This window comes from Mesorhizobium sp. WSM4884, assembly GCF_029625675.1.
GTDB lineage: Bacteria > Pseudomonadota > Alphaproteobacteria > Rhizobiales > Rhizobiaceae > Mesorhizobium.
In genome coordinates, this window is the sequence record NZ_JARTVO010000001.1 from 63,173 (window position 1) to 85,983 (window position 22,811).

Annotated in this window: 21 protein-coding genes and 1 pseudogene; 17 read left to right on the forward strand and 5 right to left on the reverse strand. The window is 64.8% G+C overall.

Annotation, left to right across the window (positions count from 1 at the left end; translation table 11 throughout):
- Positions 1–4 precede the first annotated feature (4 nt).
- Both P9236_RS00260 and pobA read left to right on the forward strand, forming a co-directional pair.
- Positions 5–1,057, forward strand: coding sequence for a 3-carboxy-cis,cis-muconate cycloisomerase (locus tag P9236_RS00260; protein WP_278072606.1), 1,053 nt, complete (start codon positions 5–7; stop codon positions 1,055–1,057).
- Positions 1,057–2,229 carry a 4-hydroxybenzoate 3-monooxygenase gene (gene pobA / locus P9236_RS00265; RefSeq protein WP_278072607.1) on the forward strand — a complete coding sequence of 391 codons (1,173 nt, stop codon included), beginning with the start codon at positions 1,057–1,059 and terminating at the stop codon, positions 2,227–2,229. Before P9236_RS00260 ends, pobA begins: the two co-directional genes overlap by 1 nt.
- A 13-nt stretch (positions 2,230–2,242) precedes the next feature.
- Here pobA and pcaF read toward each other — a convergent pair whose 3' ends face one another.
- Genes pcaF through P9236_RS00280 form a run of 3 tightly spaced genes read right to left on the reverse strand, consistent with a single transcriptional unit; the run spans position 2,243 to position 5,105 of the window.
- Complete coding sequence (gene pcaF / locus P9236_RS00270; RefSeq protein WP_278072608.1) at positions 2,243–3,448, reverse strand: 3-oxoadipyl-CoA thiolase; 1,206 nt, start codon at positions 3,446–3,448, stop codon at positions 2,243–2,245.
- A complete protein-coding gene (locus P9236_RS00275; protein WP_278072609.1) occupies positions 3,448–4,251 on the reverse strand; it encodes a CoA-transferase subunit beta in 804 nt (267 codons plus the stop codon). Before P9236_RS00275 ends, pcaF begins: the two co-directional genes overlap by 1 nt.
- Entirely contained in the window at positions 4,248–5,105 is an 858-nt protein-coding gene (locus P9236_RS00280) for a CoA transferase subunit A (RefSeq protein ID WP_278072610.1), read from the reverse strand. The genes P9236_RS00275 and P9236_RS00280 overlap by 4 nt, the downstream gene beginning before the upstream one ends.
- A gap of 223 nt (positions 5,106–5,328) precedes the next feature.
- On the opposite strand from P9236_RS00280, the gene P9236_RS00285 reads away from it, so the two are divergent.
- The 12 genes from P9236_RS00285 to P9236_RS00340 all read left to right on the forward strand — a co-directional run bounded on the left by P9236_RS00285 (position 5,329) and on the right by P9236_RS00340 (position 16,372).
- The gene (locus P9236_RS00285; protein WP_278072611.1) at positions 5,329–6,054 is read left to right on the forward strand and encodes a GntR family transcriptional regulator; all 726 of its coding nucleotides are present in this window, start codon (positions 5,329–5,331) and stop codon (positions 6,052–6,054) included.
- Between the two features lie 2 nt (positions 6,055–6,056).
- Positions 6,057–7,088 (forward strand): ADP-ribosylglycohydrolase family protein, encoded by a 1,032-nt coding sequence (locus P9236_RS00290; protein ID WP_278072612.1) that lies wholly within the window; start codon positions 6,057–6,059, stop codon positions 7,086–7,088.
- On the forward strand, positions 7,088–8,062 hold the full coding sequence (locus tag P9236_RS00295) for a PfkB family carbohydrate kinase (protein WP_278072613.1): 975 nt from the start codon (positions 7,088–7,090) through the stop codon (positions 8,060–8,062). The genes P9236_RS00290 and P9236_RS00295 overlap by 1 nt, the downstream gene beginning before the upstream one ends.
- A gap of 39 nt (positions 8,063–8,101) precedes the next feature.
- Positions 8,102–9,166, forward strand: a complete 1,065-nt coding sequence (locus tag P9236_RS00300; RefSeq protein WP_278072614.1) for an ABC transporter substrate-binding protein — start codon at positions 8,102–8,104, stop codon at positions 9,164–9,166.
- A 23-nt stretch (positions 9,167–9,189) separates the two neighbouring features.
- Positions 9,190–10,059 (forward strand): ABC transporter permease, encoded by an 870-nt coding sequence (locus tag P9236_RS00305; RefSeq protein WP_278072615.1) that lies wholly within the window; start codon positions 9,190–9,192, stop codon positions 10,057–10,059.
- On the forward strand, positions 10,059–10,847 hold the full coding sequence (locus P9236_RS00310) for an ABC transporter permease (protein WP_278072616.1): 789 nt from the start codon (positions 10,059–10,061) through the stop codon (positions 10,845–10,847). The genes P9236_RS00305 and P9236_RS00310 overlap by 1 nt, the downstream gene beginning before the upstream one ends.
- Positions 10,848–11,915, forward strand: a complete 1,068-nt coding sequence (locus P9236_RS00315) for an ABC transporter ATP-binding protein (RefSeq protein WP_278072617.1) — start codon at positions 10,848–10,850, stop codon at positions 11,913–11,915.
- A 104-nt stretch (positions 11,916–12,019) separates the two neighbouring features.
- Positions 12,020–13,108, forward strand: coding sequence for a Gfo/Idh/MocA family oxidoreductase (locus tag P9236_RS00320; RefSeq protein WP_278072618.1), 1,089 nt, complete (start codon positions 12,020–12,022; stop codon positions 13,106–13,108).
- Positions 13,109–13,158: 50 nt separating this feature from the next.
- Positions 13,159–14,073 carry a sugar phosphate isomerase/epimerase gene (locus tag P9236_RS00325; protein WP_278072619.1) on the forward strand — a complete coding sequence of 305 codons (915 nt, stop codon included), beginning with the start codon at positions 13,159–13,161 and terminating at the stop codon, positions 14,071–14,073.
- A 21-nt stretch (positions 14,074–14,094) separates the two neighbouring features.
- Positions 14,095–15,192, forward strand: a complete 1,098-nt coding sequence (locus tag P9236_RS00330) for a fatty acid desaturase family protein (protein ID WP_278072620.1) — start codon at positions 14,095–14,097, stop codon at positions 15,190–15,192.
- Positions 15,193–15,220: 28 nt separating this feature from the next.
- Positions 15,221–15,535: a MocE family 2Fe-2S type ferredoxin gene (locus P9236_RS00335; RefSeq protein WP_278072621.1), complete on the forward strand. Its 315-nt coding sequence runs from the start codon at positions 15,221–15,223 to the stop codon at positions 15,533–15,535.
- Between the two features lie 33 nt (positions 15,536–15,568).
- The gene (locus tag P9236_RS00340; protein WP_278072622.1) at positions 15,569–16,372 is read left to right on the forward strand and encodes a 3-methyl-2-oxobutanoate hydroxymethyltransferase; all 804 of its coding nucleotides are present in this window, start codon (positions 15,569–15,571) and stop codon (positions 16,370–16,372) included.
- Positions 16,373–16,392: 20 nt separating this feature from the next.
- On the opposite strand, the gene hutH is transcribed toward P9236_RS00340, so the two are convergent.
- Together hutH and P9236_RS00350 are read right to left on the reverse strand one after the other, a co-directional pair.
- Positions 16,393–17,874: a histidine ammonia-lyase gene (gene hutH, locus P9236_RS00345; protein ID WP_278072623.1), complete on the reverse strand. Its 1,482-nt coding sequence runs from the start codon at positions 17,872–17,874 to the stop codon at positions 16,393–16,395.
- Positions 17,871–18,872, reverse strand: coding sequence for an ornithine cyclodeaminase family protein (locus P9236_RS00350; protein ID WP_278072624.1), 1,002 nt, complete (start codon positions 18,870–18,872; stop codon positions 17,871–17,873). The genes hutH and P9236_RS00350 overlap by 4 nt, the downstream gene beginning before the upstream one ends.
- A gap of 111 nt (positions 18,873–18,983) precedes the next feature.
- Between P9236_RS00350 and P9236_RS00355 the strand changes: the two are divergent.
- The 3 genes and pseudogenes from P9236_RS00355 (at position 18,984) to P9236_RS00365 (ending at position 22,811) form a co-directional block, all read left to right on the forward strand.
- Positions 18,984–20,429, forward strand: a pseudogene (locus P9236_RS00355) (MFS transporter).
- 283 nt (positions 20,430–20,712) lie between these two features.
- The gene (locus tag P9236_RS00360) at positions 20,713–21,699 is read left to right on the forward strand and encodes an ABC transporter permease (protein ID WP_278072625.1); all 987 of its coding nucleotides are present in this window, start codon (positions 20,713–20,715) and stop codon (positions 21,697–21,699) included.
- 86 nt (positions 21,700–21,785) lie between these two features.
- On the forward strand, positions 21,786–22,811 hold the full coding sequence (locus P9236_RS00365; protein ID WP_278072626.1) for a sugar ABC transporter substrate-binding protein: 1,026 nt from the start codon (positions 21,786–21,788) through the stop codon (positions 22,809–22,811).

A 22,811-nucleotide genomic window follows, 5' to 3' on the forward strand; every position in this document is an offset into this window, starting at 1 on the left:
CGACATGACTGTTTCGCCCTTCGACCATCCGCTGCTTTCCGGCCTGCTCGGCGACGAAGAGGCAGCGAGGCATTTTTCCGTGGAAGCCGACATCGCCGCGATGCTCAACTTCGAGCGGGCGCTGGCTGAGGCGGAAGCCGAATGCGGCGTTATCCCGCGTGATGCCGAGGCGGCGATCGTCAAAGCGCTGGCCTCCTTCCGGCCGGACACGGCGAAGCTGCGCGCCGGCGTCGCCAAGGATGGCGTCGTCGTGCCGGAACTGGTGCGTCAGATCCGGGCGGTGGTTGGCGAGCCGCACGACGCATTCGCCCATTTCGGCGCGACCAGCCAGGATGTCGTCGACACCTCGCTGGTGCTGCGTCTCGGCCGGGCGATCGATCATATCGGCCTGCTGCTCAGCGAAAACATCGTGCGGCTCACCGGGCTCGAAGAGGAGTTCGGGGGCAGGGCGCTGATGGGGATGACGCGCATGCAGCCGGCAATCTCGATCCTGGTGGCGGACCGGATCGCTTCGTGGCGGGCGCCGCTCAAACCTCACCAGCAGCGCCTGAAGGAACAGTCCGGCCGGCTGCTTGTTGTGCAGTTTGGCGGCGCGGCCGGCACGCTCGACAAGCTCGGCGACAAAGCGCTGGCCGTGCGCGGGGCGCTCGCCGCCAGGCTCGGCCTTGGCGCCGCGCCACAATGGCATAGCCAGCGCGACGCACTCGCCGAGTTCGCCGGCTGGCTGTCGCTCGTCACCGGCAGCCTCGGCAAGTTCGGTCAGGACGTCGCGGTGATGGCGCAAGCCGGAACCGACATCAGGCTTTCCGGCGGCGGTGGCTCGTCGGCGATGCCGCACAAGCAGAATCCGGTGAAGGCGGAAACGCTGGTCGCGCTAGCCCGCTTCAACGCCACGCAACTTGCAGGCATCCACCAGGCGTTGGTGCATGAGCAGGAGCGCTCGGGCGCCGCCTGGACGCTGGAATGGCTGATCCTGCCGCAGATGGTGGTGGCGACGGCAGCGGCGCTCGGGCTTGCGGCCGAGCTTGTCGGGCAGATCGAGAGCCTTGGCCGCTGATGCGCACGCAGGTGGCCATCATCGGCTCAGGACCGTCCGGCCTGCTGCTCGGCCAATTGCTCGCCAGCATCGGCATCGAGACGGTCATCGTTGAGCGGTCGAGCCGCGAGCATGTGCTTGGCCGGGTGCGGGCGGGCGTGCTGGAGCAGGGCACGGTCGATCTGCTCGGCGAAGCGGGCGCTGCGGGGAGGCTCCATGCCGAGGGCCTGCCGCATTCCGGCATCTCGCTCGCCTTCGACGGGCGACTGCATCGCATCGACCTCACGGGCCTGACCGGGGGCAAGCATGTCACCGTCTACGGCCAGACCGAGGTGACGCATGATCTGATGGACAAACGCGAGGCGGCTGGTCTCGTCACCGTCTACGAGGCGGCGAATGTCGCGCTGCACGATTTTGACGGCGCATCTCCCTTCGTCACCTACGACAAGGACGGCGTCACGCATCGTATCGACTGCGATTTCATCGCCGGCTGCGACGGCTATCACGGCGTCAGCCGCCGTACGGTGCCGGAAGGCGCGCTGAAGACCTTCGAGCGGCAATATCCGTTCGGCTGGCTGGGCGTGCTGGCGGAAGTGCCGCCGGCCGACCATGAACTGATCTATGCCAATCACGGCCGCGGATTTGCGCTGTGCTCGATGCGTTCGCCGCGCCGCAGCCGCTACTATGTGCAGGTCCCCGCCGATGAGCACGTCGAGGCCTGGTCTGACGACCGCTTCTGGGAGGAGTTGCGCCGGCGCCTGCCGCCGCAAACCGCGGCTGCCGTCACCATCGGGCCGTCCTTCGAGAAGTCGATCGCGCCACTGCGCTCCTTCGTTGCCGAGCCGATGCGTTTCGGCCGGCTGTTCCTGGTCGGTGACGCCGCCCATATCGTGCCGCCTACCGGCGCCAAGGGCCTCAACCTCGCCGCCAGCGACGTGCGCTATCTCTTTGCCGGGCTTCGCGAATTCTATGGCGACAAATCCGAAGTCGGGCTCGACGCCTATTCAGCCAAGGCGCTGGCGCGAGTCTGGAAAGCCGTGCGCTTCTCCTGGTGGATGACGACGATCCTGCACCGTTTTCCGGAAACCGGCGAATTCGGCCAGCGCATCCAGGAAGCCGAGCTCGACTATCTGGTGCATTCCAAAGCGGCGTCCGCTGCGCTCGCCGAAAACTACGTCGGCTTGCCTTACTGATCGGCGGACGCGGTCACATCCGTTCCAGCGCTATCGCGATCCCCTGGCCAACGCCGATGCACATGGTGGCCAAAGCAAGCCTGCCGCCGCGCTCGCGAAGCTCCAGCGCTGCCGTGCCCGTGATGCGCGCGCCGGACATGCCGAGCGGATGGCCGAGCGCGATCGCCCCGCCATTTGGATTGACGTGCGCAGCATCTTCGGCGATGCCGAGCTGGCGCAACACGGCGATGCCTTGAGAGGCAAAGGCTTCGTTCAATTCGATGACGTCGAATTGCTCAGGCGTCAGGCCGAGGCGTGCGCAAAGTTTCTTCGTGGCGGGCGCCGGACCGATTCCCATGATGCGCGGCGCGACGCCGGCGACCGCACCGCCGAGGATGCGGGCGATCGGCGTCAGACCATACTTTTTTGCCGCTGCTTCCGAAGCCACGATTAGGGCGGCCGCACCGTCATTGACGCCGGAGGCGTTGCCGGCGGTCACCGAGCCGCCCTGACGAAACGGCGTCGGCAATTTGGCCAGCGCCTCGATGGTCGTGCCGGCGCGAGGATGCTCGTCCTTCGCCACGACGACAGGGTCACTTTTCTTCTGCGGGATGGTCACCGGCGTGATCTCCCTAGACAACCGGCCGTTGGCTTGCGCGGCGACGGCCTTGTTCTGGCTGCGTACGGCGAAAGCATCCTGGTCGGCTCTGCTGACGGAAAAATCCTCGGCGACGTTCTCGCCCGTCTCCGGCATGGAATCGACGCCATACTGTTTTCTCATCAGCGGGTTGACGAAGCGCCAGCCGATGGTGGTGTCGTGGATCTCGGCGTTGCGCGAGAATGCGGTGTCGGCCTTGGGCATCACAAAGGGCGCACGGCTCATCGACTCGACACCGCCGGCGATCATCAGCTCGGCTTCGCCGGCCTTGATGGCGCGCGCGGCGATGGTGACGGCGTCCATGCCGGAACCGCATAGACGATTGACCGTCGAGCCAGGGATGTCCTGGGGAAGGCCGGCAAGCAGCAGTGCCATGCGCGCCACGTTGCGGTTGTCCTCGCCGGCCTGGTTGGCGCAGCCATAGACGAGGTCATCGACGGCCGCCCAGTCGACGCCCGGGTTGCGCTCTACCAAGGCTTTCAGTGGGATGGCAGCGAGATCGTCCGCACGTACCGAGGACAGCGCGCCGCCGAAGCGGCCGATCGGCGTGCGGATGTAATCGCAGATAAAGGCGTCGGTCATTATGCGGCTTTCCCTTTGGCGGTCCCTTGATGCGCCGCCTTGGTGCGGGCCTGCAGGTCGCGCAATGTCTTCAGCTCGACTTCCGTCGGCGCCGGCGTCTCGTCAAGGGCCTCCGCGAACTTGACCGTCCAGCCACAAGTCGCCTGCACCTCTTCGCGCGTGACGCCGGGATGCAGCGACACGACGGTGAACTCCTTGGTCACCGGATCAGGCTTCCAGATGGCGAGATCGGTGATCAAAAGCGTCGGGCCGGCGGTGTCGATGCCGAGGCGCTTGCGATGATCGCCGCCCTCGCCATGGCCGAAGGAGGTGAAGAAGTCGATTGTCTCAACCATGCTGCGCTTCGACTGCGCCATGGTGATGTAGACCTCTCTCGACGAGGTGGCGATCTCCGGCGCGCCGCCGCCGCCGGGCAGCCGCGTCTTCGGATGCGCGTAGTCGCCGATGACGGTGGTGTTGATGTTGCCGAACTTGTCGAGCTGGGCGGCGCCGAGAAAGCCGATCGAGATGCGCCCGCCCTGCAGCCAGTAGCGGAACATCTCCGGCACCGCGACTGTGGTGACGGCCGTGTCGCACAATTCGCCGTCGCCGATCGACAGCGGCAGTACGTCGGGCGCCGTACCGATGGTGCCGCTCTCATAGATCAGCGTGATGTCGGGCGCATGCGTCAGCCGCGCGACGTTGCAGGCGGCCGACGGTGCGCCGATGCCGACGAAGCAGACATCGTCGTTCTTCAGTGCGCGGCTGGCGGCGATCGTCATCATCTCGTTTGGGGTAAAGCCCAGGTTTGGCGTGTCGCTCATGCAGCTTTCCTCAGATGCTCGACGCGGCCGGCAAAGTCTTCCGCCGTGCTTTCCAGGACGTTCTTCCGCATCCATGCCTGAAAGCGGTCGCGGTCGGCGGCGATCTCATCCCATTCGAGATAGGCGGCGTTGTCGCGTTCGTAATAGCCATGCGTATAGGAGGGATGCGAGCCGCCGGGCACGATCGCGATCGCCGCGATCGTCCAGCCCGGCAGCACGGTGAGGTTGGGGTGGAGATCGTCGAAATTGTCGACCACTTCCTCGACCGTCACCACCGCGCGCTTTGCCGCCAGCACCGCTTCCTTCTGGATGCCGACGATGCCTTCGACCAGCACGTTGCCTTTCCGATCCGCCTTCTGCGCATGGATGAAGGTGACATCGGGCCGGATCGCAGGGACTGCGGCAAGCACCTCTCCGGTAAAGGGGCAGGTGACGGACCTGATGTTCGGATTGACCGCGGCAAGGCCAGCGCCGCGATAGCCGCGGAACACCGCGCAGGGCAGGCCGGCCGCACCCGCCTCGTAGGCGTTGGCCATGCCGGCATGGCTGTGCTCTTCGACCTCGATCGCGCGCGGAAAGCCGTTCTCGATGGCGTCGCGGACGCGCCTGAGCAGGCCGACACCCGGATTGCCGAGATAGGAGAACACGATCTTGCTGGCCATGCCCATGCCGACCATCTGATCGTAGATCAGGTCGGGCGTCATGCGGATCAGGGTCAGATCGCGAAAACCCTGGCGGATCGCCTCGTGCGCTGCGGCGGTCGGGATCAGATGGGTGAAGCCCTCGAAGGCGACCGCGTCGCCATCATGCAAATTCGTCGCGACGGCGTCTTTCAGCGGCAGGAATTTGACCATCGTGGCGGCTCCGGGGATTCAATTTGCATTGCGAACACAAGTTTTCCATGGGCAATGCAGCGCGTCGAGGAATTCTTGTTCGCTTGATTTTGGCAAGTCTCTTGTCTTCTGCGATGCCGGCAAGCAGGCGAGGGGAGCGCGACGGTCGCAACAACGGCATTGACTCACCCGTCCACACCAAATATTGAACAGGACTATACAGGTTCATTGAACAGGTATCGATATGGCCCGTCGCGCGATGCAGCTCACCCCCGGCATAGGCAAGCCCGAGCAGATCGCGACGGTGCTGGAGCGCGAGATCCGCTCCGGCGTGCTCGGCTTCGGCGATCGCCTGCAGAGCGAGAACGAGCTTGTCCAGCGCTTCTCAGTCAGCCGCAACACGGTTCGCAAAGGATTGGAGGAGCTTTCCAATCGCGGGCTGATCACCACCAGGGTGGGTATCGGCTCCTTCGTCACCTTCGACGGCATGCCGGTCGATGACGCCATCGGCTGGTCGCGCGCGTTGGCCAATGCGGGCGCCAATGCCGAGACCCGGACGCTGCGGCTTGAGGTCATCGAGGATGCCGACCTCGCGGCCAGGCTCGGTGTCGAGAACACTTCCTTCATCGCCGTCGACCGCGTGCGCACCAATGCAGACGACGGTCACGCGATCTCGATCGAGCGCAGTCGCCTGCCGCTGTCGCCCGAGCTGGAAGAGGTGCCGCTGCGCGGGCTTCGCGAAGGCTCGCTGCACCAGACTTTGCGCGGCGCAGGACTGGTGCCCGACCATGGCGAGGAGTGGGTCGACATCGAGATGCTGAGCGCCGCGGACGCCGCCATCCTCGACTGCGCGCAGGGCACGCCTTTCCTCAGGACACGGCGGCTGACACGCGCCGCCGACGGGCGCGCCATCGAATTCGTCACCAGCCTGCTCAACCCGGCGCATTTCGCGCTGCATCTGGAATTTTGAGCATGGGCGCGGCCGATATGACCGACCGGGCAATGGGCGCGCTCATCGGCGGTGCGCTAGGCGATGCGCTGGGCATGCCGACGCAGCTTCTGTCACCCGCTCGTATTGCCGAGCTCTACGGCCACGTCGAGGATTTCGTCGCGCCATCCGCCGACCATCCGGTGTCGAAGGGGCTGCCGGCAGGGGCTATTACCGACGACACCGAGCAGGCAATGCTGCTCGGCCGCATCCTGGTCAGTTCCGGCGAGCGCTTCGACCACGGACGCTGGGTCAAGGCGCTGCTCGATTGGGAGCGGGACGTCAAGGCGCGCGGCAGCTACGACCTGCTTGGCCCATCGACCAAGCGCGCCATCGATGCGATCAATGAGGGCGTGCCGGCGGAAGAGGCGGGACGCGGCGGCGACACCAATGGCGCAGCCATGCGCATCGCCCCTGTCGGCATCATGATGCCACCGGAGCCGCTCGACGTGCTGGTCGCCAAGGTGGCCGAAACCTGCCGGGCCACGCATAACACCTCGATCGCCATTGCCTCCGCGGCCGCCGTCGCTGCCGCGGTCAGTCTCGGTGTATCGGGTGGCGACTGGCGCGCCGCGTCCGGCCATGCGGTCGCAGCGGCGAGACTCGGCGCCGCGCTCGGCCATTGGGTGACCGGCGGCGATATCGCTGCGCGCATCCTCTGGGCGCAGGAGCTGGTTCGCGGCAAAACCGAGAACGACGCAATCGGGCTGATCGTCGACCTGGTCGGTACCGGCGTCGCCAGCCAGGAATCGGTGCCGGCGGCATTCGCGGTGCTGGAGGTGGCGCAAGGCGATGCGTGGCAGGCAGCCGTCATTGCCGCCAATCTCGGTGGTGACACCGACACGATCGGCGCTATCGCCGCCGGCATGGCGGGCGCGTGCTCGGGCTTGTCGGGGTTGCCGCAGGATCGCGTCGCAAGGCTCACGGGCATCGATGTCGCGGAAGTCCGCACGCTGGCCAGCGATCTCGTCGCGGCGCGGACGGCAAAGGCCGGCTCGGGCAAGGAGGTTGCCTGATGAGCGGACGGCTCGTCCATGTCGGCAGCGCGGTGGTGGATTATGTCTACCGCATCGATGCGTTGCCTGCGCCCGGCACTGAAAAGACCGCGTCGAGCTACGCGCGGGTGGCCGGCGGCGGCTTCAACATGATGGTCGCGGCGAGCCGCACTGGCATGAAAGTGGTGTTCGGCGGGCAGCTCGGCACCGGACCCGACGGCGATTTGCTGCGCGCGGCATTTGCCGCCGAAGGCATCGAGACGCTGACGCCGCCGTCACCACTGATGGACAGCGGCAATTGCGTCGCCATGATCAGCAGCGACGCAGAGCGCACCTTCGTCTCATGGCCGGGCGCCGAAAGCGTGCTCACGCCAGGCATGATGAAGCCTGTCCAAGTCATTCCGGGCGATTGGATTTTCACCTCCGGCTACACGCTGAGCTATCCCCGCAGCCGCGATGCGCTCGCTGACTGGATCGAGGCACTGCCGGCGGACAGTCCATTGGTCTTCGACCCGACGCCGGTGATCGCGGAGATTCCGCGGCCGATCCTGGACAGGGTGTTGGCGCGCACCGCCTGGCTGAGCTGCAACGCGGACGAGGCCGCCGAAATTGCCGGCGCGGGCGATGCGCAGACCGTCGCCGTCCGCCTGCTCGCGCAGCATTGCCCCGAGGCTCAAGGCGTGGTCATCCGCGCCGGCGCGCGTGGCTGCCTGGTGCGGCTGGCGGAAGGCGGCACGCGTGCGATCCCCGGCTTCGCGGTCAACGCCGTCGACACCAATGGTGCCGGCGACACGCATATCGGAGCCTTCGTCAGCGCATTGTCGCGCGGCCTGTCGGCTTACGAAGCGGCCGGTTACGCGAACGCTGCCTCGGCCCTCTCCGTCACGCGTCATGGCGGCTCGTCAGCGCCAACGGACATAGAAATCCGGGAATTCCTCGCCCTTCACGATCGCGCGGTGACCGTGCGTGGCGAGGAGCAAGAGGCCACACCTTAACAAGCCCGCAAAGCGGGCAAACAATGAGAGGAAAACAACATGCGCATGCCCAGACTGACTGCTTTTGTGACGGCGGCCGCCGTCTTGGTTTCCGCATTTACGCTGGCCGCCCAGGCCGCCGAAGAAGTGCATGTGCTGAACTGGAAAGGCTACGGCGCCGACGAGCCGTGGGCGGTCGCCAATTTCGAGAAGGCGACCGGCTTCAAGGTGGTCAACGACTTCTTCAACTCCGAGCAGGAGATGCTGACGAAGCTCAGGACCAATCCAGGGCTCTACGACGTCGTCATGATCAACGCCGCCTTCAACGACCAGGCGATGGCCGGCAAGCTGATCCAACCGATCGACACATCGAAGCTCTCCAACTATGCCGACATCGCCAAGGACAAGGCCGGCTCGCCGATGCTGAACCACGACGGCAAGGTCTACGGCGTGCCGTGGGTCTGGGGCCTGACCGCGCTCGCGATCAACGAAAAATCCTTCGACAAGCCGCCGACGAGCATCGCCGAGATGTGGGATCCGGCGCATAAGGGCCGCGTCGTCATCCGCGACGACGCGGTCGAGGCGGTGCAGTTCGGCGCCATCGCATCTGGGCAGAACATCAACGACATCAAGGACATGGAAGCGGTCAGGGCGAAACTCACCTCGCTGATGCCGCAGATCAAGACCTTCTGGAGCTCGGAGAACGACTGGAACCAGATGGTCGCCTCCAACCAGATCGACATCGGCACCTATTGGAGCGGCTCGGCTGACCGCGCGAAGACGCATTTCAAGCTGCCGGTCTCGCTGGTCATCCCGCAGGAAGGCGCCGTCGCCTGGCTCGACGCCTTCTCAATTCCGGCCGGCTCGAAGAACGTCGCCGGCGCCGAAGCTTTCATCAACTACATGATCGACCCGAAATTCTACGTCGAATGGGTCACCAAGGTCGGCGCCCCGGTCTCGGCCAACACCAAGGCGGTCGAGGCTCTCCCTGAGGATGCTTTCAACCGCAAGGTCATGGGCAGCCCCGAGGTCGCCAAGCGCATCCAGTTCCAGGCGCCGGTCACCGACGAGCAGCGCGAGAAATACCTGGCGCTCTGGCAGGAACTGAAGGTCAACGTGAAATAGGCGGCTCGGGGAGGAGAGGCATCATGGCCGAGCAGCTCGCGACCGGTTCGCGCCGCGGACTGAAGCCCGCCCTGCCGCTTCTCCTTCCTGCCTATCTGTGGCTGACGGTGGCGATCTTCCTGCCACTGTCGGCCATGGCGTTCTTCTCCTTCATGACCGACCTGCCGCTGGCAGGGAAGGATTGGGCCTTCACGCTCGGCAACTATGCCGCCTTCTTCTCGCAGAGCCTCTACTCGACGCTGCTGTTCGCCTCCTTGCGGCTCGGGCTCGAGGTCACGCTGTGGTGCATCATCATCGGCTATCCGGCGGCCTATGTGCTGGCGAAGGTGCTCAAGGGCCGAAGCCGCGAGGCGATCTTCCTGCTCGTCATCCTGCCGTTCTGGTCGAACGGGCTGGTGCGCATCTTCTCCTGGGCGATGGTGCTGCGCGAGGGTGGCATCCTCGACACGGCGCTCAACGCTATGCTGCCGTTCAAGGTCAACATCGACCTGATGTATTCCTATCCGGCCGTCATCATCGGCCTCGTGCACTCCTACGTGCCCTACATGGTGCTGACCTGTTATCTCACGCTGCAGGCGATCGACGACTCGCTGATCGAGGCCGGGCGCTCGCTCGGCGCCTCGCGGCTGCAAGTGCTCAAGCGGGTGATCATCCCGCTGTCGATGCCCGGCCTTATCGCCGGCGCGGCGCTGATCTTCGTGCCGGTCGTCGGCTCCTTCATGGAGCCGCGCATCCTCGGCGGCCGCACCGGCACTTTCTACGGCACCGTCATCGAGGACCAGTTTGTCGCCGTCTTCAACTGGCCGCTGGGGGCGGCGCTTTCCTTCATTCTGCTCGCCGTGGTGCTGATCATTCTGGCGCTCGCGGCGCCCGTGTTGCGGAGGGCCGGCTGATGGCGTCGACACGCATCCTCGAATGGCTCGGCCGCTTCTATATCGTCCTGCTGCTCGCCTTCCTCTATCTGCCGATCATCATCATGGCGCTGATGTCGTTCAACGTCTCGCCCTTCTACCAGCTGCCGTTCGAGTGGACGACCGACTGGTATCAATCGCTCTGGCAGAACGACCAGCTGATCGCGGCGACCTGGAACAGCATCGAGATCGCTGTCATCACGACGATCATCTCAACGGTGCTGGGCTCGATGGCGTCGCTGGCGCTCTACCGCTATGAATTCCGCGGCAAGAAGCTGTTGCAGGCGCTGCTCTTCCCGCCGATCGCCATTCCGTGGCTGATTACCGGCACGGCGATGCTGATCTTCTTTTTCGGCATCGGCATCGGCCGCGGTCTGGTGGCGATCCTGCTCGGGCATGTCGCGCTGGCGCTGCCTTACGTCATCGTCGTCGTCTCCGCCCGGCTGCAGACCTTCGCGCCGGAGCTGGAGGAGGCGGCGCGCTCGCTCGGCGCCAACCAGTGGCAGGTCACCAACCGCGTGACGCTGCCCTGGATCATGCCCGGCGTGATCGCCGGCGGGCTGTTCGCCTTTGCTGTCTCCTTCGATCAGTTCGTCGTTTCGTACTTCCTGTCGACGCCCGGCCAGACGACGCTGCCGGTCGAAATCTACGCCGCGATCCGCAAGGGATTCACGCCCGAGATCAACGCGGTGTCGACGATCATCATCGTGGTGTCGATGACGCTGATGCTGCTCACGGCGCGCTTCTTCAAATTCGGCGGAGAAAAATAGATGGCAGGCGTCCAGGTAGCGAACGTCTCCCGCAGCTTTGGCGCGCACAAGGCGCTGGACGACGTCTCGATCGATTTTCCCGACGGCGGCTTCTACGCGCTGCTTGGGCCTTCGGGCAGCGGCAAGACCACGCTGCTGCGCCAAATCGCCGGCTTCGACTTTCCCGACACGGGCCGCATCGCCATCGGCGGTGAAAGCGTCGAGCGCGTGCCGGTCGAGAAGCGGCGCATCGGCATGGTGTTCCAGAACTATGCGCTGTTTCCGAACATGAGCGTCGCCGACAACGTCGCCTTTGGGCTTTCGGTGCGCGGCGAGCCGAAAACGACGATCGCCACGGAAGTGCAGCGCGCGCTCGACCTCGTGCAGCTCGGCAAGCTCGGCGGGCGCAAGCCTCATCAGCTCTCCGGCGGCCAGCGCCAGCGCGTGGCTCTGGCGCGCGCCATCGTCACCAAGCCGCGCGTGCTTCTGCTCGACGAGCCGCTCGGCGCGCTCGACAAGGCGCTGCGCGTCGACATGCAAATCGAGTTGAAGCGCATCCAGCGCGAGATCGGCATCACCACCATCTTCGTCACGCACGATCAGGAGGAGGCGCTGACGATGAGCGACCGCATCGGCATACTGCGCGACGGCCGGCTGGTGCAGGAAGGGCCGCCGGAAGAAATCTACGACAGGCCGCAAAGCGAGTTCGCCGCGACCTTTCTCGGCGACGCCAACATCTTTCGCGGTGATGCGACCGGCAACGGCATCCAGCTGCCGGATGGCACGACGATCGCCGCCGCCTCGGGGCCGTCGCCGGCGGCCGGCGCCAAGGCGAGCTGCGCCGTGCGGCCGGAACGCATCCAGATTTCGGCCGGTACGACGAGGCCTGATAAAGGCGACGCCAACATGCTCAAGGGGCAAGTCTCGAAACGCATCTTCGCCGGCAACAACAGCACCTATTTCGTCGAGCGTGATGGGCAGACGCTGAAAGTGATCGTCCAGAACACCGGCGCCGAGCGGCTGGCCGAGGGCCAAGACGTGGTGCTGCGCTGGTCGCCGGAAAGCACCGTGCTGATCGCGGCAAGCTGATCGACGCCGTCTGACGGTCATCAAGGCTGATGGGAAATGATGGTGCAGGCCTTGGCTGATATGCAAGCCATGGCGTTATATCCAGTCCTCGACGGGAGGAATGGATGGCCCGAATGGAGTTCGAGCCGGATGTAAAAGTTCGGGTCAGGGAATACAGGATCGGCTGTGTCGGCGCCGGCATGATCATGGCCGAATGCCATCTCGCTGCTTACCGCGAGGCTGGCTTTCCGGTTGTCGCACTCGCTTCGCGCACGCGGGCGAATGCCGAAAAGGTCGCCGCTCGCTGGGACATCGAGACCGTTCACGATGCGCCGGAACAGCTGATCGAGGACGATCGCGTCGAGATCGTCGACCTTGCCTTCCCGCCCGATCAGCAGCCGGCGCTGATCCGCTATGCGCTGAAGCAGCCGCACATCAAGGCGGTCCTGGCGCAGAAGCCGTTGGCGCTGTCGGTCGAAGAAGCGGTGAGGCTGCGCGACGAGGCGGCCGCTTCCGACAAGATCCTCTCGGTCAACCAGAACATGCGCTACGACCAGTCGATGCGCGTCCTGAAGCAGATCATCGACAGCGGGGCGCTGGGCGAGATCGTCTTTGCCGAGATCGACATGCATGCGATCCCGCATTGGCAAACCTTCCTTGCCGATTACGATCGGCTGACCCTCGCCAATATGAGCGTGCACCACCTCGACGTGCTGCGCTTTCTATTCGGCGATCCCGATGAGATCACCACACAGGCGCGCAAGGATCCGCGCACTGGGTTTGAGCATGTCGACGGCATCACCGTTTCCACGCTCAGATTTCCCTCCGGCGTACTCGCCGTGTCGCTGGAGGACGTCTGGTCAGGCCCGCGTGAGCAAGGTTATCAGGACGACCAGCACATCAACTGGCGCGTCGACGGCGCCAAGGGTGTTGCCAAGGGCACCATCGGCTGGCCAAAGGGCGTCGCATCGACGCTGACTTACGCCTCGACCGAGACGACCGGTGGAAAATGGGTCAACCCAAGCTGGGAGACGATGTGGTTCCCGCATGCATTCATCGGCGTCATGGAGCAATTGCAATACGCTCTGAAGACCGGCACGCCGCCGGCGCTGTCCGTCGCCGACAACGTCAAGACCATGGCGCTGGTCGAGGCTGGCTACCGCTCGATGGCGGAGGGCCGTACCATCAAGCTCTCCGAAGTCCGCGTCGACTGAGAAAACCAAAGGCACGACGGCAGAATCGCTTACCCGGAGGAGTTCACCTCATGATGCAGGCAGGTATCTTCACAGGCTATTTTCCCTACGAGGTCGAGGAAGTCGCCAGGCGAATCCGCGCGCTGGATTTCAATACCGTACAGCTCGACCTGCATTTCAAGGATATCGATCTCTCGGCCGGGCAGATCACCAGGAACAAGGCAAGGACGGTGCGCAACACGTTCCGCGACCACAATCTGCCGGTCTGCTGCGTGTCCGGCTACACGAACATCATTCATCCGGACAAAGCCGAGCGTGAGAAGCGGCTTGCCTATCTGAAGGAGATCATCCGCAATGCACGTGAATTCGGCAGCCCTTACGTGATCTCTGAGACCGGCACCTACAACACCGAGTCCGACTGGGTGCATCACCCGAAGAACAAGACCGAGGAAGGCTTCGAGGAATGCCGAAAGGTGATCTCGGATCTTGCGCAGACGGCTTACGACCACGGCGCGGTGTTCCTGCTCGAGACCTATGTCAACAACGTCGTCGGTTCGGTCGAGGAGACGGTCAGGATGTTCGCGCAGGTGGATCACCCAGGATTAGGCTTGTTGATGGATCCGACCAATTATTTCGAGGCGCACAATATCGACCGCATGGATCAGGTGCTGAACCAGGTCTTCGACACGCTGACCGACAAGATCAAAATCGCGCATGCCAAGGACGTGAAGCGCTCGGGCAGCGACAAGACGGAAAAGCATGCCGATATCGGCGACGCGGATGCGCATGAAGGGCTGACCTTCCGGGGCGTCGGCGAGATCGAATTGCCGGCGCCGGGGCTCGGCGCGCTCAACTACGACCTCTATCTCAGGCGGCTCAGCGAGAAGCACCCGAATATTCCGGTGATCATCGAGCATCTGACAGAAGACGACGTGCCGCGCGCCAAGACATTTCTGGACGGGAAATTCCGCGCCAACGGTCTTTGAGAGCCGGCGAGGGAAGCGACGATGACGACGGCCGCCGGGACGAAGCGCGACTACAGCCTTGTCGGCGAAAGCACCCGGCTTGCGATCGAGACCGGGCTCGCATCGGCCGAGTGGTATCACACCGACGTGCCGCGCAAGACCATGAAGGAGCTGATGCAGCGGTCCGACGGGCCGGCGATCCGCGATACCGTCATCTGGATCGCAGCGATCCTGGGCTCGGCCGCCGGCATCGTCTGGTTCTGGGGCACGTGGTGGGTGGTGCCGTTCCTGTTCGTCTACGGCGTGCTCTATGGCTCTTCGAGCGACTCGCGCTGGCACGAATGCGGCCACGGCACCGCCTTCCGCACGCGCTGGATGAACGACGTCGTCTACCAGATCGCCTCGTTCATGCTGATGCGCAATCCGGTGCAGTGGCGTTGGAGCCATGCCCGCCACCACACCGACACTATCATTGTCGGCCGCGACGCCGAGATCGCCGTGATGCGACCGCCGGACCTCTTGAAGGCGGCGCTTGCCTTCACCGGCGTCCTCGACTTCCGCTACTCGCTGCCGACACTGGTACGCCAGGCCTTCGGCAAGCTGTCGGATGACGAGACGAGCTACATCCCGGAGATGGAGCGGCACAAGGCGGTGGTCGCGGCGCGCTGGCACATGGTCGTGTATGCCGCGACGCTCGCTGTCGCGATCGCGCTTGGATCATGGATACCGCTGGTGCTGATCGGCCTGCCGCGCCTCTACGGCACCTGGCACATGGTGCTGACCGGCCTGCTGCAGCATATCGGCCTTGCCGACAATGTCATCGACCACCGGCTCAACTCGCGCACCGTCTACATGAATCCGATCAGCCGGTTCATCTACTGGAACATGAACTACCATGTGGAGCACCACATGTTCCCGATGGTGCCCTACCACGCGCTGCCGAAGCTGCACGAGCTGATCAAGCACGATTTGCCGGTGCCGAACCCGTCGATGTGGCACGCCTATCGCGAGGTGTGGCCGGTGCTGCTCAGGCAGCTGAAATACGAGGACTACTACCTCAAGCGCGAGCTGCCGCCGACGGCCAAGCCCTATCGCGGCGAATTTCACGAGCTCGATATGACGGCAGCGGCTGCCGAATAGGCGTCGCGCAGCAATCCGGAGAAAGACGATGGCGGAGTGGGTCGAAGCATGCGCGGTGGGCGACGTGGACGAGGAGGACGTGATCCGCTTCGACCACGGCGGCCGCACCTTCGCGATCTACCGCTCGCCCGACGACGAGTTCTTCGCCACCGACGGCTTTTGCACGCATGAAAAAGCGCATCTGGCCGATGGGCTGGTGATGGACGACATCATCGAATGCCCCAAGCACAATGGACGCTTCAACTACAAGACCGGTCAGGCCAAGGGCGCGCCGGTCTGCGTCAACCTCAAGACCTATCCGGTCAAAGTCGAGGCCGGCAAGGTGATGATCGAGATCGGCTGAGAGCCGTTAGCCACGTAGAACAGGAATATACCGATGAGCCGAAAGAGACCGACCGTCGCCGACCTGCGCGCCATGAAGGGCAAGCGGCAGCTGACCATGCTGCGCGTGCTGACGCTGGACGAAGCGGAGGCCGCCGAGCGCGCCGGCATCGACATCGTCTCGGTGCCGCCAGAGCTCGTGCTCAATCCGCAGTACCGTGATGCCGCACCCAGCCTTTTCACCATGCCGGGTGAAAATTTCTTCGAGATCGGCACGGCGGATGATTTCCTGCGCTGGTCGTTCCGGCTCTACAAGGCCGGCGCCGACGCCGTCTATTGCAGCGCCGGCTACGCCACGATCAAGCGCATGGCCGACGATGCGATTCCCGTCATCGGCCATGTCGGGCTCATTCCTTCCCGCGCGACCTGGACTGGCGGCTTCAAGGCGGTCGGCAAGACCGCCGATACGGCGATCAAAGTGTTCGAGGCGGTGAAGCAGCTGGAGGCGGCCGGCGCGATCGGGGCCGAGATCGAGGTGGTGCCGGTCGAGGTGGCGAAGGCGATCTCCGAACGCACCTCGCTGATCATGCTGTCGATGGGCGCGGGGACCGGCTGCGATGTCCAATACCTGTTTGCGGAAGACATTCTCGGCACCAATCGCGGCCACATGCCGCGCCATTCGAAGGTCTATCGCAACTTCGCCGCCGAATACGACCGGCTGCAGGCCGAGCGCATCGCGGCGTTTTCCGAATACGTCGCCGACGTCAACAGCGGCGCCTATCCGGAAGACAGGCACATCGTGCATATGGATCCGGACGAGCTCGCTCTTTTCATGAAGAGGGTGGACGGAAAGCTCTGAAAGAACAGCTTAATCCACCGTTAGGCCCGCCAGGTCCCGTCGGCGAGCGCGGCGTGGAGCGTGTCGGCATTGGGGCCGAGTGGCCGGTCTTCCTTGAGGGTCGGCACATGGGCGCGCACAGCCGCGTGGATCACACCGGTAGCGGGCGCCAGCGTGAGGCCTTCGCGCAGGTCGACCGCCTGCGCCGCCGCCATCAGCTCGAAGGCGATCAGGCGCCGCCACAGCACGATCATCTCGGCGCATTTGGCGACGGCAAGCGGCGTCTGCGTGGCGTGGTCTTCGACGCCCTCGGACACGGGCACGAAGTCGAGCATCACCGGATTGGCCTTGTGGCGGATGCCAGCCAGTATTGCCGTTACCGTCTTCTGCAGCGGCACGAAGCCGGCAGAGGCGCCGCCTACCGGCGACAGATATTTCGGCAGACCGTGGCGGGTTGAGCCGGTGATCTGGATGAAGCGGGCGGCGGACGCTGCCGCGCATTGGGCGATCGACAGCCCCAGCGTCTCGAACGCCAGCGCCAGCGATGCGGTGTGGAAATTGCCGGTCGACAGCACGAGTGAGTCTTCGACCAGCACCAGCGGGTTGTCGGCGGCGGCGTTGAGCTCGATTTCGACCGCGAGCCTGGCGTGATCGATCGCCTGGATCAGCGCGCCGTGGATCGAGGGCATGCAGCGGATCGACAGCGGATCCTGGATGGTCGTCGGCGCCGGCGCCTCATCGCGCGCCAGCAGATCGCGCAACGCCTTCGCCGCAACCTGCTGGCAGGCAGCAGGCCGCGCCAGGTGCAGGCGGGGATCGAGGATGGTGCGGTTGGCGCCCAGCGCCTCCATGGTGAGCGCACCGGCCTGTTGTTGCTGTTCCAACGCCGAGAGCGCATCGGTGAGCGCCAGCGCGCCGGCGCCGGTGGAGACGGCGGAAGCGTTGATCAGCGACAGGCCGTCCTTGGGTGCCAGGCTGACCGGGGCAAGGCGTGCCATCATCAGCGCCTTTGCCGAAGGCATGCGCCTGCTCTGATAGTCGGCATCGCCTTCGCCGATCAGCGTGTGGGCGATCGCCGTCATCAGCACCAGGTCGCCGGCGCCGATGGAGCCGAGCGAAGGCATCACCGGATGGACGCCGGCGTTGAGCACATCGACGAGCGCGGTGAAGACATGCGGCGAGAGACCGGAGCCGCCCGCCGAAAGCATGGCGATGCGGGCGAACATCGCCGCGCGTACGAGCTGGGTTGGCAATGCGTTTCCCACCGCGGCTCCGCGTCCGTCGAGAAGCTGGCGCTGGAACGCGCCGGCATCGCCTTCGACAGTCGTGCCGAGATTGGCGCCTAAGCCGGTGTTCAGCCCGTAGATCTGCTGACCGCCGGCGGCGGCCTCGTCGAGCACCTTGCGCGCCTTGCCCAGCCGTTCGATGACGGCGGGCGTGACCTCGACCTTTCCTGCATTGCGCGCGACGGCGGCCACGTCCTCGATGCTCACTCCGGCGCCGGTGAGAACGAGGGGGGTCATGCGAAGCGCAGCCTCTGGCCGATGCCCTTGTCCGCGGCCTTGGCCAGCATCGCCTTGCCGAGCGCGATGTCGGATAGCGACAGGCCGCGATGCCAGAGCAGGATCGTCTCGCCGTCGCTTTGGCGTCCGGCTTTGAGGCCAGCGGCGATCTGGCCGAGCTCGGCATGCAGCGTCGCCTCGCTCAGCCGCCCCGTCTCGACATGGGCGCGCAGCGAGCCGAACTTGCCGCCTTTGCACTGACCCCAGTCGTCGACGACGATCTTTTGCATGATCTCGGTGAGCGACAGCTCGACCGCGCTCATCGTGCCGTACGGCACGACCAGCGCGCCCCGCTTGATCCATTCGGTCTTGAGCAATGGTTGCGGCTCCGGCAGCCGCGAGGCCTCCACGACGATGTCCGCGCCTTCGACGCAGCTCTTCCAGTCGGCCACGGCCATGACCGGCTTGCCGAGGTCGGCGGCAAGCTTGGCGGCGAAAGCGTCGCGGCTTTCCGGCCGGCGCGAATGGACGCGGATCTCGTCGAAATCGAAGAGGTGATCCAGCAGGCGCACATTCCAGTAGGCAGTGCCGCGCGCGCCGATATGGCCGAGCACCTTGGATGACTTCTTCGCCAGATGCTTGGCGCCGATGGCGGTGACCGCGCCGGTGCGCATGTCGGTGATGACGGTGGCGTCGAGGATGGCGCGCGGCGTGCCGGTGCGCGGGTCGAAGAGGTTGAGGATGCCGAATTCGGACGGCAGACCGTGCAGGTAGTTGTCGACATAGTCGCCGACGACCTTCACGCCGGCCGCATCGAGCGGCGCCACATAGCCGCGCAGCACGTTGAAATGGCCGTGGAAGGACGGGTCGGGCTCGAGATGGACGCGCGGCTCGATCACCGTCTGGCCCTTGCCTTGCGCGATCAGCCCGGCTTCGACGGCGCCGATGATCTCGGCGTCGCTCATCGCCAGCGCCTCGATATCGAGAGCGTTGAGGTAGTCGATATAGATGGGCTTCATGCATTCCCCTCGGCCGGCCCGCGCTCATCCATAACAGGCGGAGGGCCGGCAAGGAAGTTTGTTGGATAAGTTCTGGACTGAACCGGATTAATGCTGTTCAACCAGCGCGTCATGACAAGCATTCCCGACAACGAGGCCGTGTCCCGGCCCGTGCAGATGGCGGCGCGCCAGGCGCGGCGCGTGGCGCTGATCGTCGCCGTCGCCTTCTTCATGCAGCTGCTCGACTCGACGATCATCTCGACGTCGCTGCCGCAGATGGGCCAGTCCTTCGGCGTGCCGGCCGTGGCGATGAGCATCGGCATTACCGCCTATATGCTGACCATGGCGGTGTTCGTGCCGCTGTCGGCCTGGCTCGCCGACCGTTTTGGCGCGCGCAACGTCTTCCTCGTCGCAATCGCCCTGTTCAGCCTGGCCTCGGTCGCCTGCGGCTTCTCGCAAAGCCTGACGCAGTTCGTCGCCGCCCGCATCGTGCAGGGCCTGGGCAGCGCCTTGATGACACCGGTCGGCCGCATCCTGGTGCTGCGCAACGCCGCCAAATCGGAATTGCTCAACGCCACGGCGCTGATCACCTGGCCGGCCTTGTTCGCTCCGGTGGTCGGCCCGGCGCTCGGCGGTTTCATCACCACCTATCTCTCCTGGCACTGGAACTTCTTCATCAACGTCCCGCTGGGGCTGACCGGATTGCTGCTGGTCGCCCGTTTCGTGCCGGGCGATCGCGACGCCGAGGCGACGCCGCTCGACTGGCCGGGCTTCCTCGTGACCTCGCTCGGCCTTGCGCTGATGCTCTATGGCCTGGAGCGTCTCGCGCAACCCGAGAACGGCACGCTGCCGACGGTCGGTCTGATCGCCGCCGGCGTCGTCATCGGCTGGTTCGCCGTCCGGCATTTGCTGCGCGCGCCGCATCCGCTGCTCGACCTTTCCGCCTTCAAGGTGCTGACTTTTGCGATATCGACGCTGTCGGCGGGCACGATCTTTCGCGTCGCGATCAATGCCACGCCGTTCCTGCTGCCGCTGCTGTTCCAGATCGGCTTCGGGATGCGGCCGGTCGATGCCGGCCTGCTGATCCTAGCCTAGTTCTTGGGCAATCTCGGCATGAAGGCGGTGACCACGCCGACGCTCAGGCGCTTCGGCTTCCGCCGCGTGCTGGTCGTCAACGGGCTGATCGCCTCGCTGGCGATCATGGCCTGCGGGGCGATCTCACCGCAAACGCCGCTGGGATTTGTGGTGGCGCTTATGCTGATCGCCGGTCTCACGCGCTCGATGCAGTTCACCGCGCTCAACACGCTTGCCTTCGCCGATATCGGCGGCGCGCAGCGCAGCTCGGCGGCGACGCTCTCCAGCATGCTGCAGCAGATATCGATGCTGTTCGGCGTGGCGATAGCGGCAGCGGTCCTCAACCTGTCGCGGATTGGCAGAGGCGGAGCTGCGCCAGACCTCGTCGACTTCAGAATCGCATTCGTCGCGATCGGCCTGATCGGGCTTGCAGCATCGTTGCGTTTCATGGTCCTGCCGCCTGCCGCCGGCGCCGAGGTTTCGGGCCACTCCGCAGACAACTGACATCGCGCGCCTGCAGCGTTTTGCAGGCGTAAATTTCGCCGGCCTCGCGGACTTCGAACGCGTTCTTCCGTGGGCTGAGCGATCCATGCAACGAAATTGCCAAAAGCGTAGGAGTTTCCGGCCATTGCGCCAGTTTCGGCAATCGATGCGTCCACTCGGCAAATAGTCGAACAGGCCTGGTCTTTGAACGCGGATTCATTTGACGAGCCGGTGTTGAGCCGATTAGCCTTTGCTTGGAATGGCGGTTCGCAAGAGCCAGGCCATCGGGGGCAAAAGCATAGCGATGAACGCCATCGGCCGGCTCAACTGGAGGCGCGTTAATCAGGAAGGCATCGTTTTTGCGATCGCCATCCTGCTGTTCGCCGCGGCCTCCATCGGGCTGCCCGGTTTCCTGACTGCCGACAACCTGGTCGCCATCGTCCGTTCGGTTTCCGTCCTGGGTATTCTGGCGCTTGGCATGGCCGTCGTCATCATCGGCCGCGGCATCGACCTGTCGGCGGTGGCGATCATGGCGATGTCGGTCGCCTGGTATCTGCAACTGCTCAACACCGGAACGTCCGATGGGCTGGCATTCGCCTATGTGCTCGCCGGCGTGCTCGCCATCGGACTGCTCAACGGTTTTCTGGTTGCCTACGCCGACGTGCCGGCGATCTTCGTCACGCTGGCGACCGGGTCCTTCGTCTTCGGCTATGTGCGTTCGCAATTGATCACGCAGGATGCCGTTCCGGTGCCCCAGGGTCATTGGGTGGAGCTGCTTGGCGGCTTGCGCTTCCTCGACGTTCCGGTCGAGGTCTTCGTCTTTGCCGGGCTTGCTTTCCTGGTCTTCCTGTTCCTGCGCTACACCAAATGGGGCCGCTTCATCTATTTCGCCGGCGACAACCCGGTCGCGGCGCGCAACATCGGCATTCCAGTGCGGCCGATGCTGGTGATGCGCTACGTGCTTTCGGCCGTGGTGGCGCTGATCGGCGGCCTGCTCACAGCCGCCAGCTTGCATTCGATCAACACGCGCGTGGTGAATTCGACCCTGCTCTACGACATCGTGCTGGTGGCGGTGATCGGCGGCATCGGGCTGTCGGGTGGACGGGGAGGGGTGCGCAACGTGCTGGTCGGGGCGGCGCTGATCGGCATCCTGCTCAATGCGATGACGATCATCGACATTCCGCTGCTTTACCAGAACCTCATCAAGGCGGCGATCCTGCTCGGCGCCATCGTCGTCGACGGCATCATCAATCCGCGCGACGAGCAGACCGCGCAGCAAGGCGACATTTAGAGCAGATGGGCTAGCCCATCCTGCTCTCGGGTACCCGGCCGGATCGTGCCGACCGGCCGGCAACAATCGAAACCAGAGGATGTGACATGAAACTGATCAGGACTTTGATGGCGGCGGCCACGGCGCTTGCCGTTTCAGCCTTCGTTGCTCCCAGCTTCGCCGCGGACGATCCGGGCCCGGCCGCCTATAGCAAGGCGCTCAACGGCAAGCGCGTCATGCTGGTGCCGCTGGCCATGGGCTTCGACCTGGCGCAGGGCTGGGCGCATTACCTCAAGAAGGAGGTCGAAGCCTGGGGCGGCACCTTCGAGACGCGCGACCCGAACTGGGTCGTCGACGCCGGCGCGCAGGCGATCACCGACGCCATCGCTTCCGACACCAGGCCCGACGTGCTGATCATCCACGCGCCGGACCTCAACTCCTACTCCAAGCTGATGAAGAAGGCGCAGGGCGCCGGCACCTATGTGCTGCTGGTCGACAATCCGGCGAACTTCCCGGCCGACGCTTTCGTCGGCAGTGACTGGGACAAGCTCGGCCAGCTCGAGGCGGAAGCGGCGATCAAGGGCTGCGGCGAGAACTCGTCGAAGAAGATCGGGCTGGTGCAGGGCGACCAAGCGAATTCCTCCAGCCTTTACCAGTATGCCGGCATCATGAAAGTGCTGGAGAAGCATCCCGACTTCCAGGTCGTCGCCAAGCCGGATTCCAATTGGGACGCGACCACCTCGCGCAACGTGACGACGACGATGCTGCAGCAGCATCCCGACATCTGCTCGATCATCGACTTCTGGGACGGCGACGCCACCGGGGCGTCCGCGGCGATCCGCGACGCCAAGCTCGACGGCAAGGTGTTTCTGGTTACCACCGGCGGCGGCGAAAAGACCGCTGACTGCGACAAGCTTCAGGACGGCACCTACGGCGCCGTGGTGATGACCGATCTCGCCCGCCAGTCGGGCGACATGAACGCCATCATCAAGTTCCTGCTGCAAAGCGGCCAGCCGGCCGGCACCTCGCATACCTACATCTACACGCTGGAGAAGGCGACGACCAAGGCAGACCTCAAGCCCGACAGTTGCTGGGACTTGAAAGCGTTGCAGGCCGAAGCGGCGGCGAAGTAA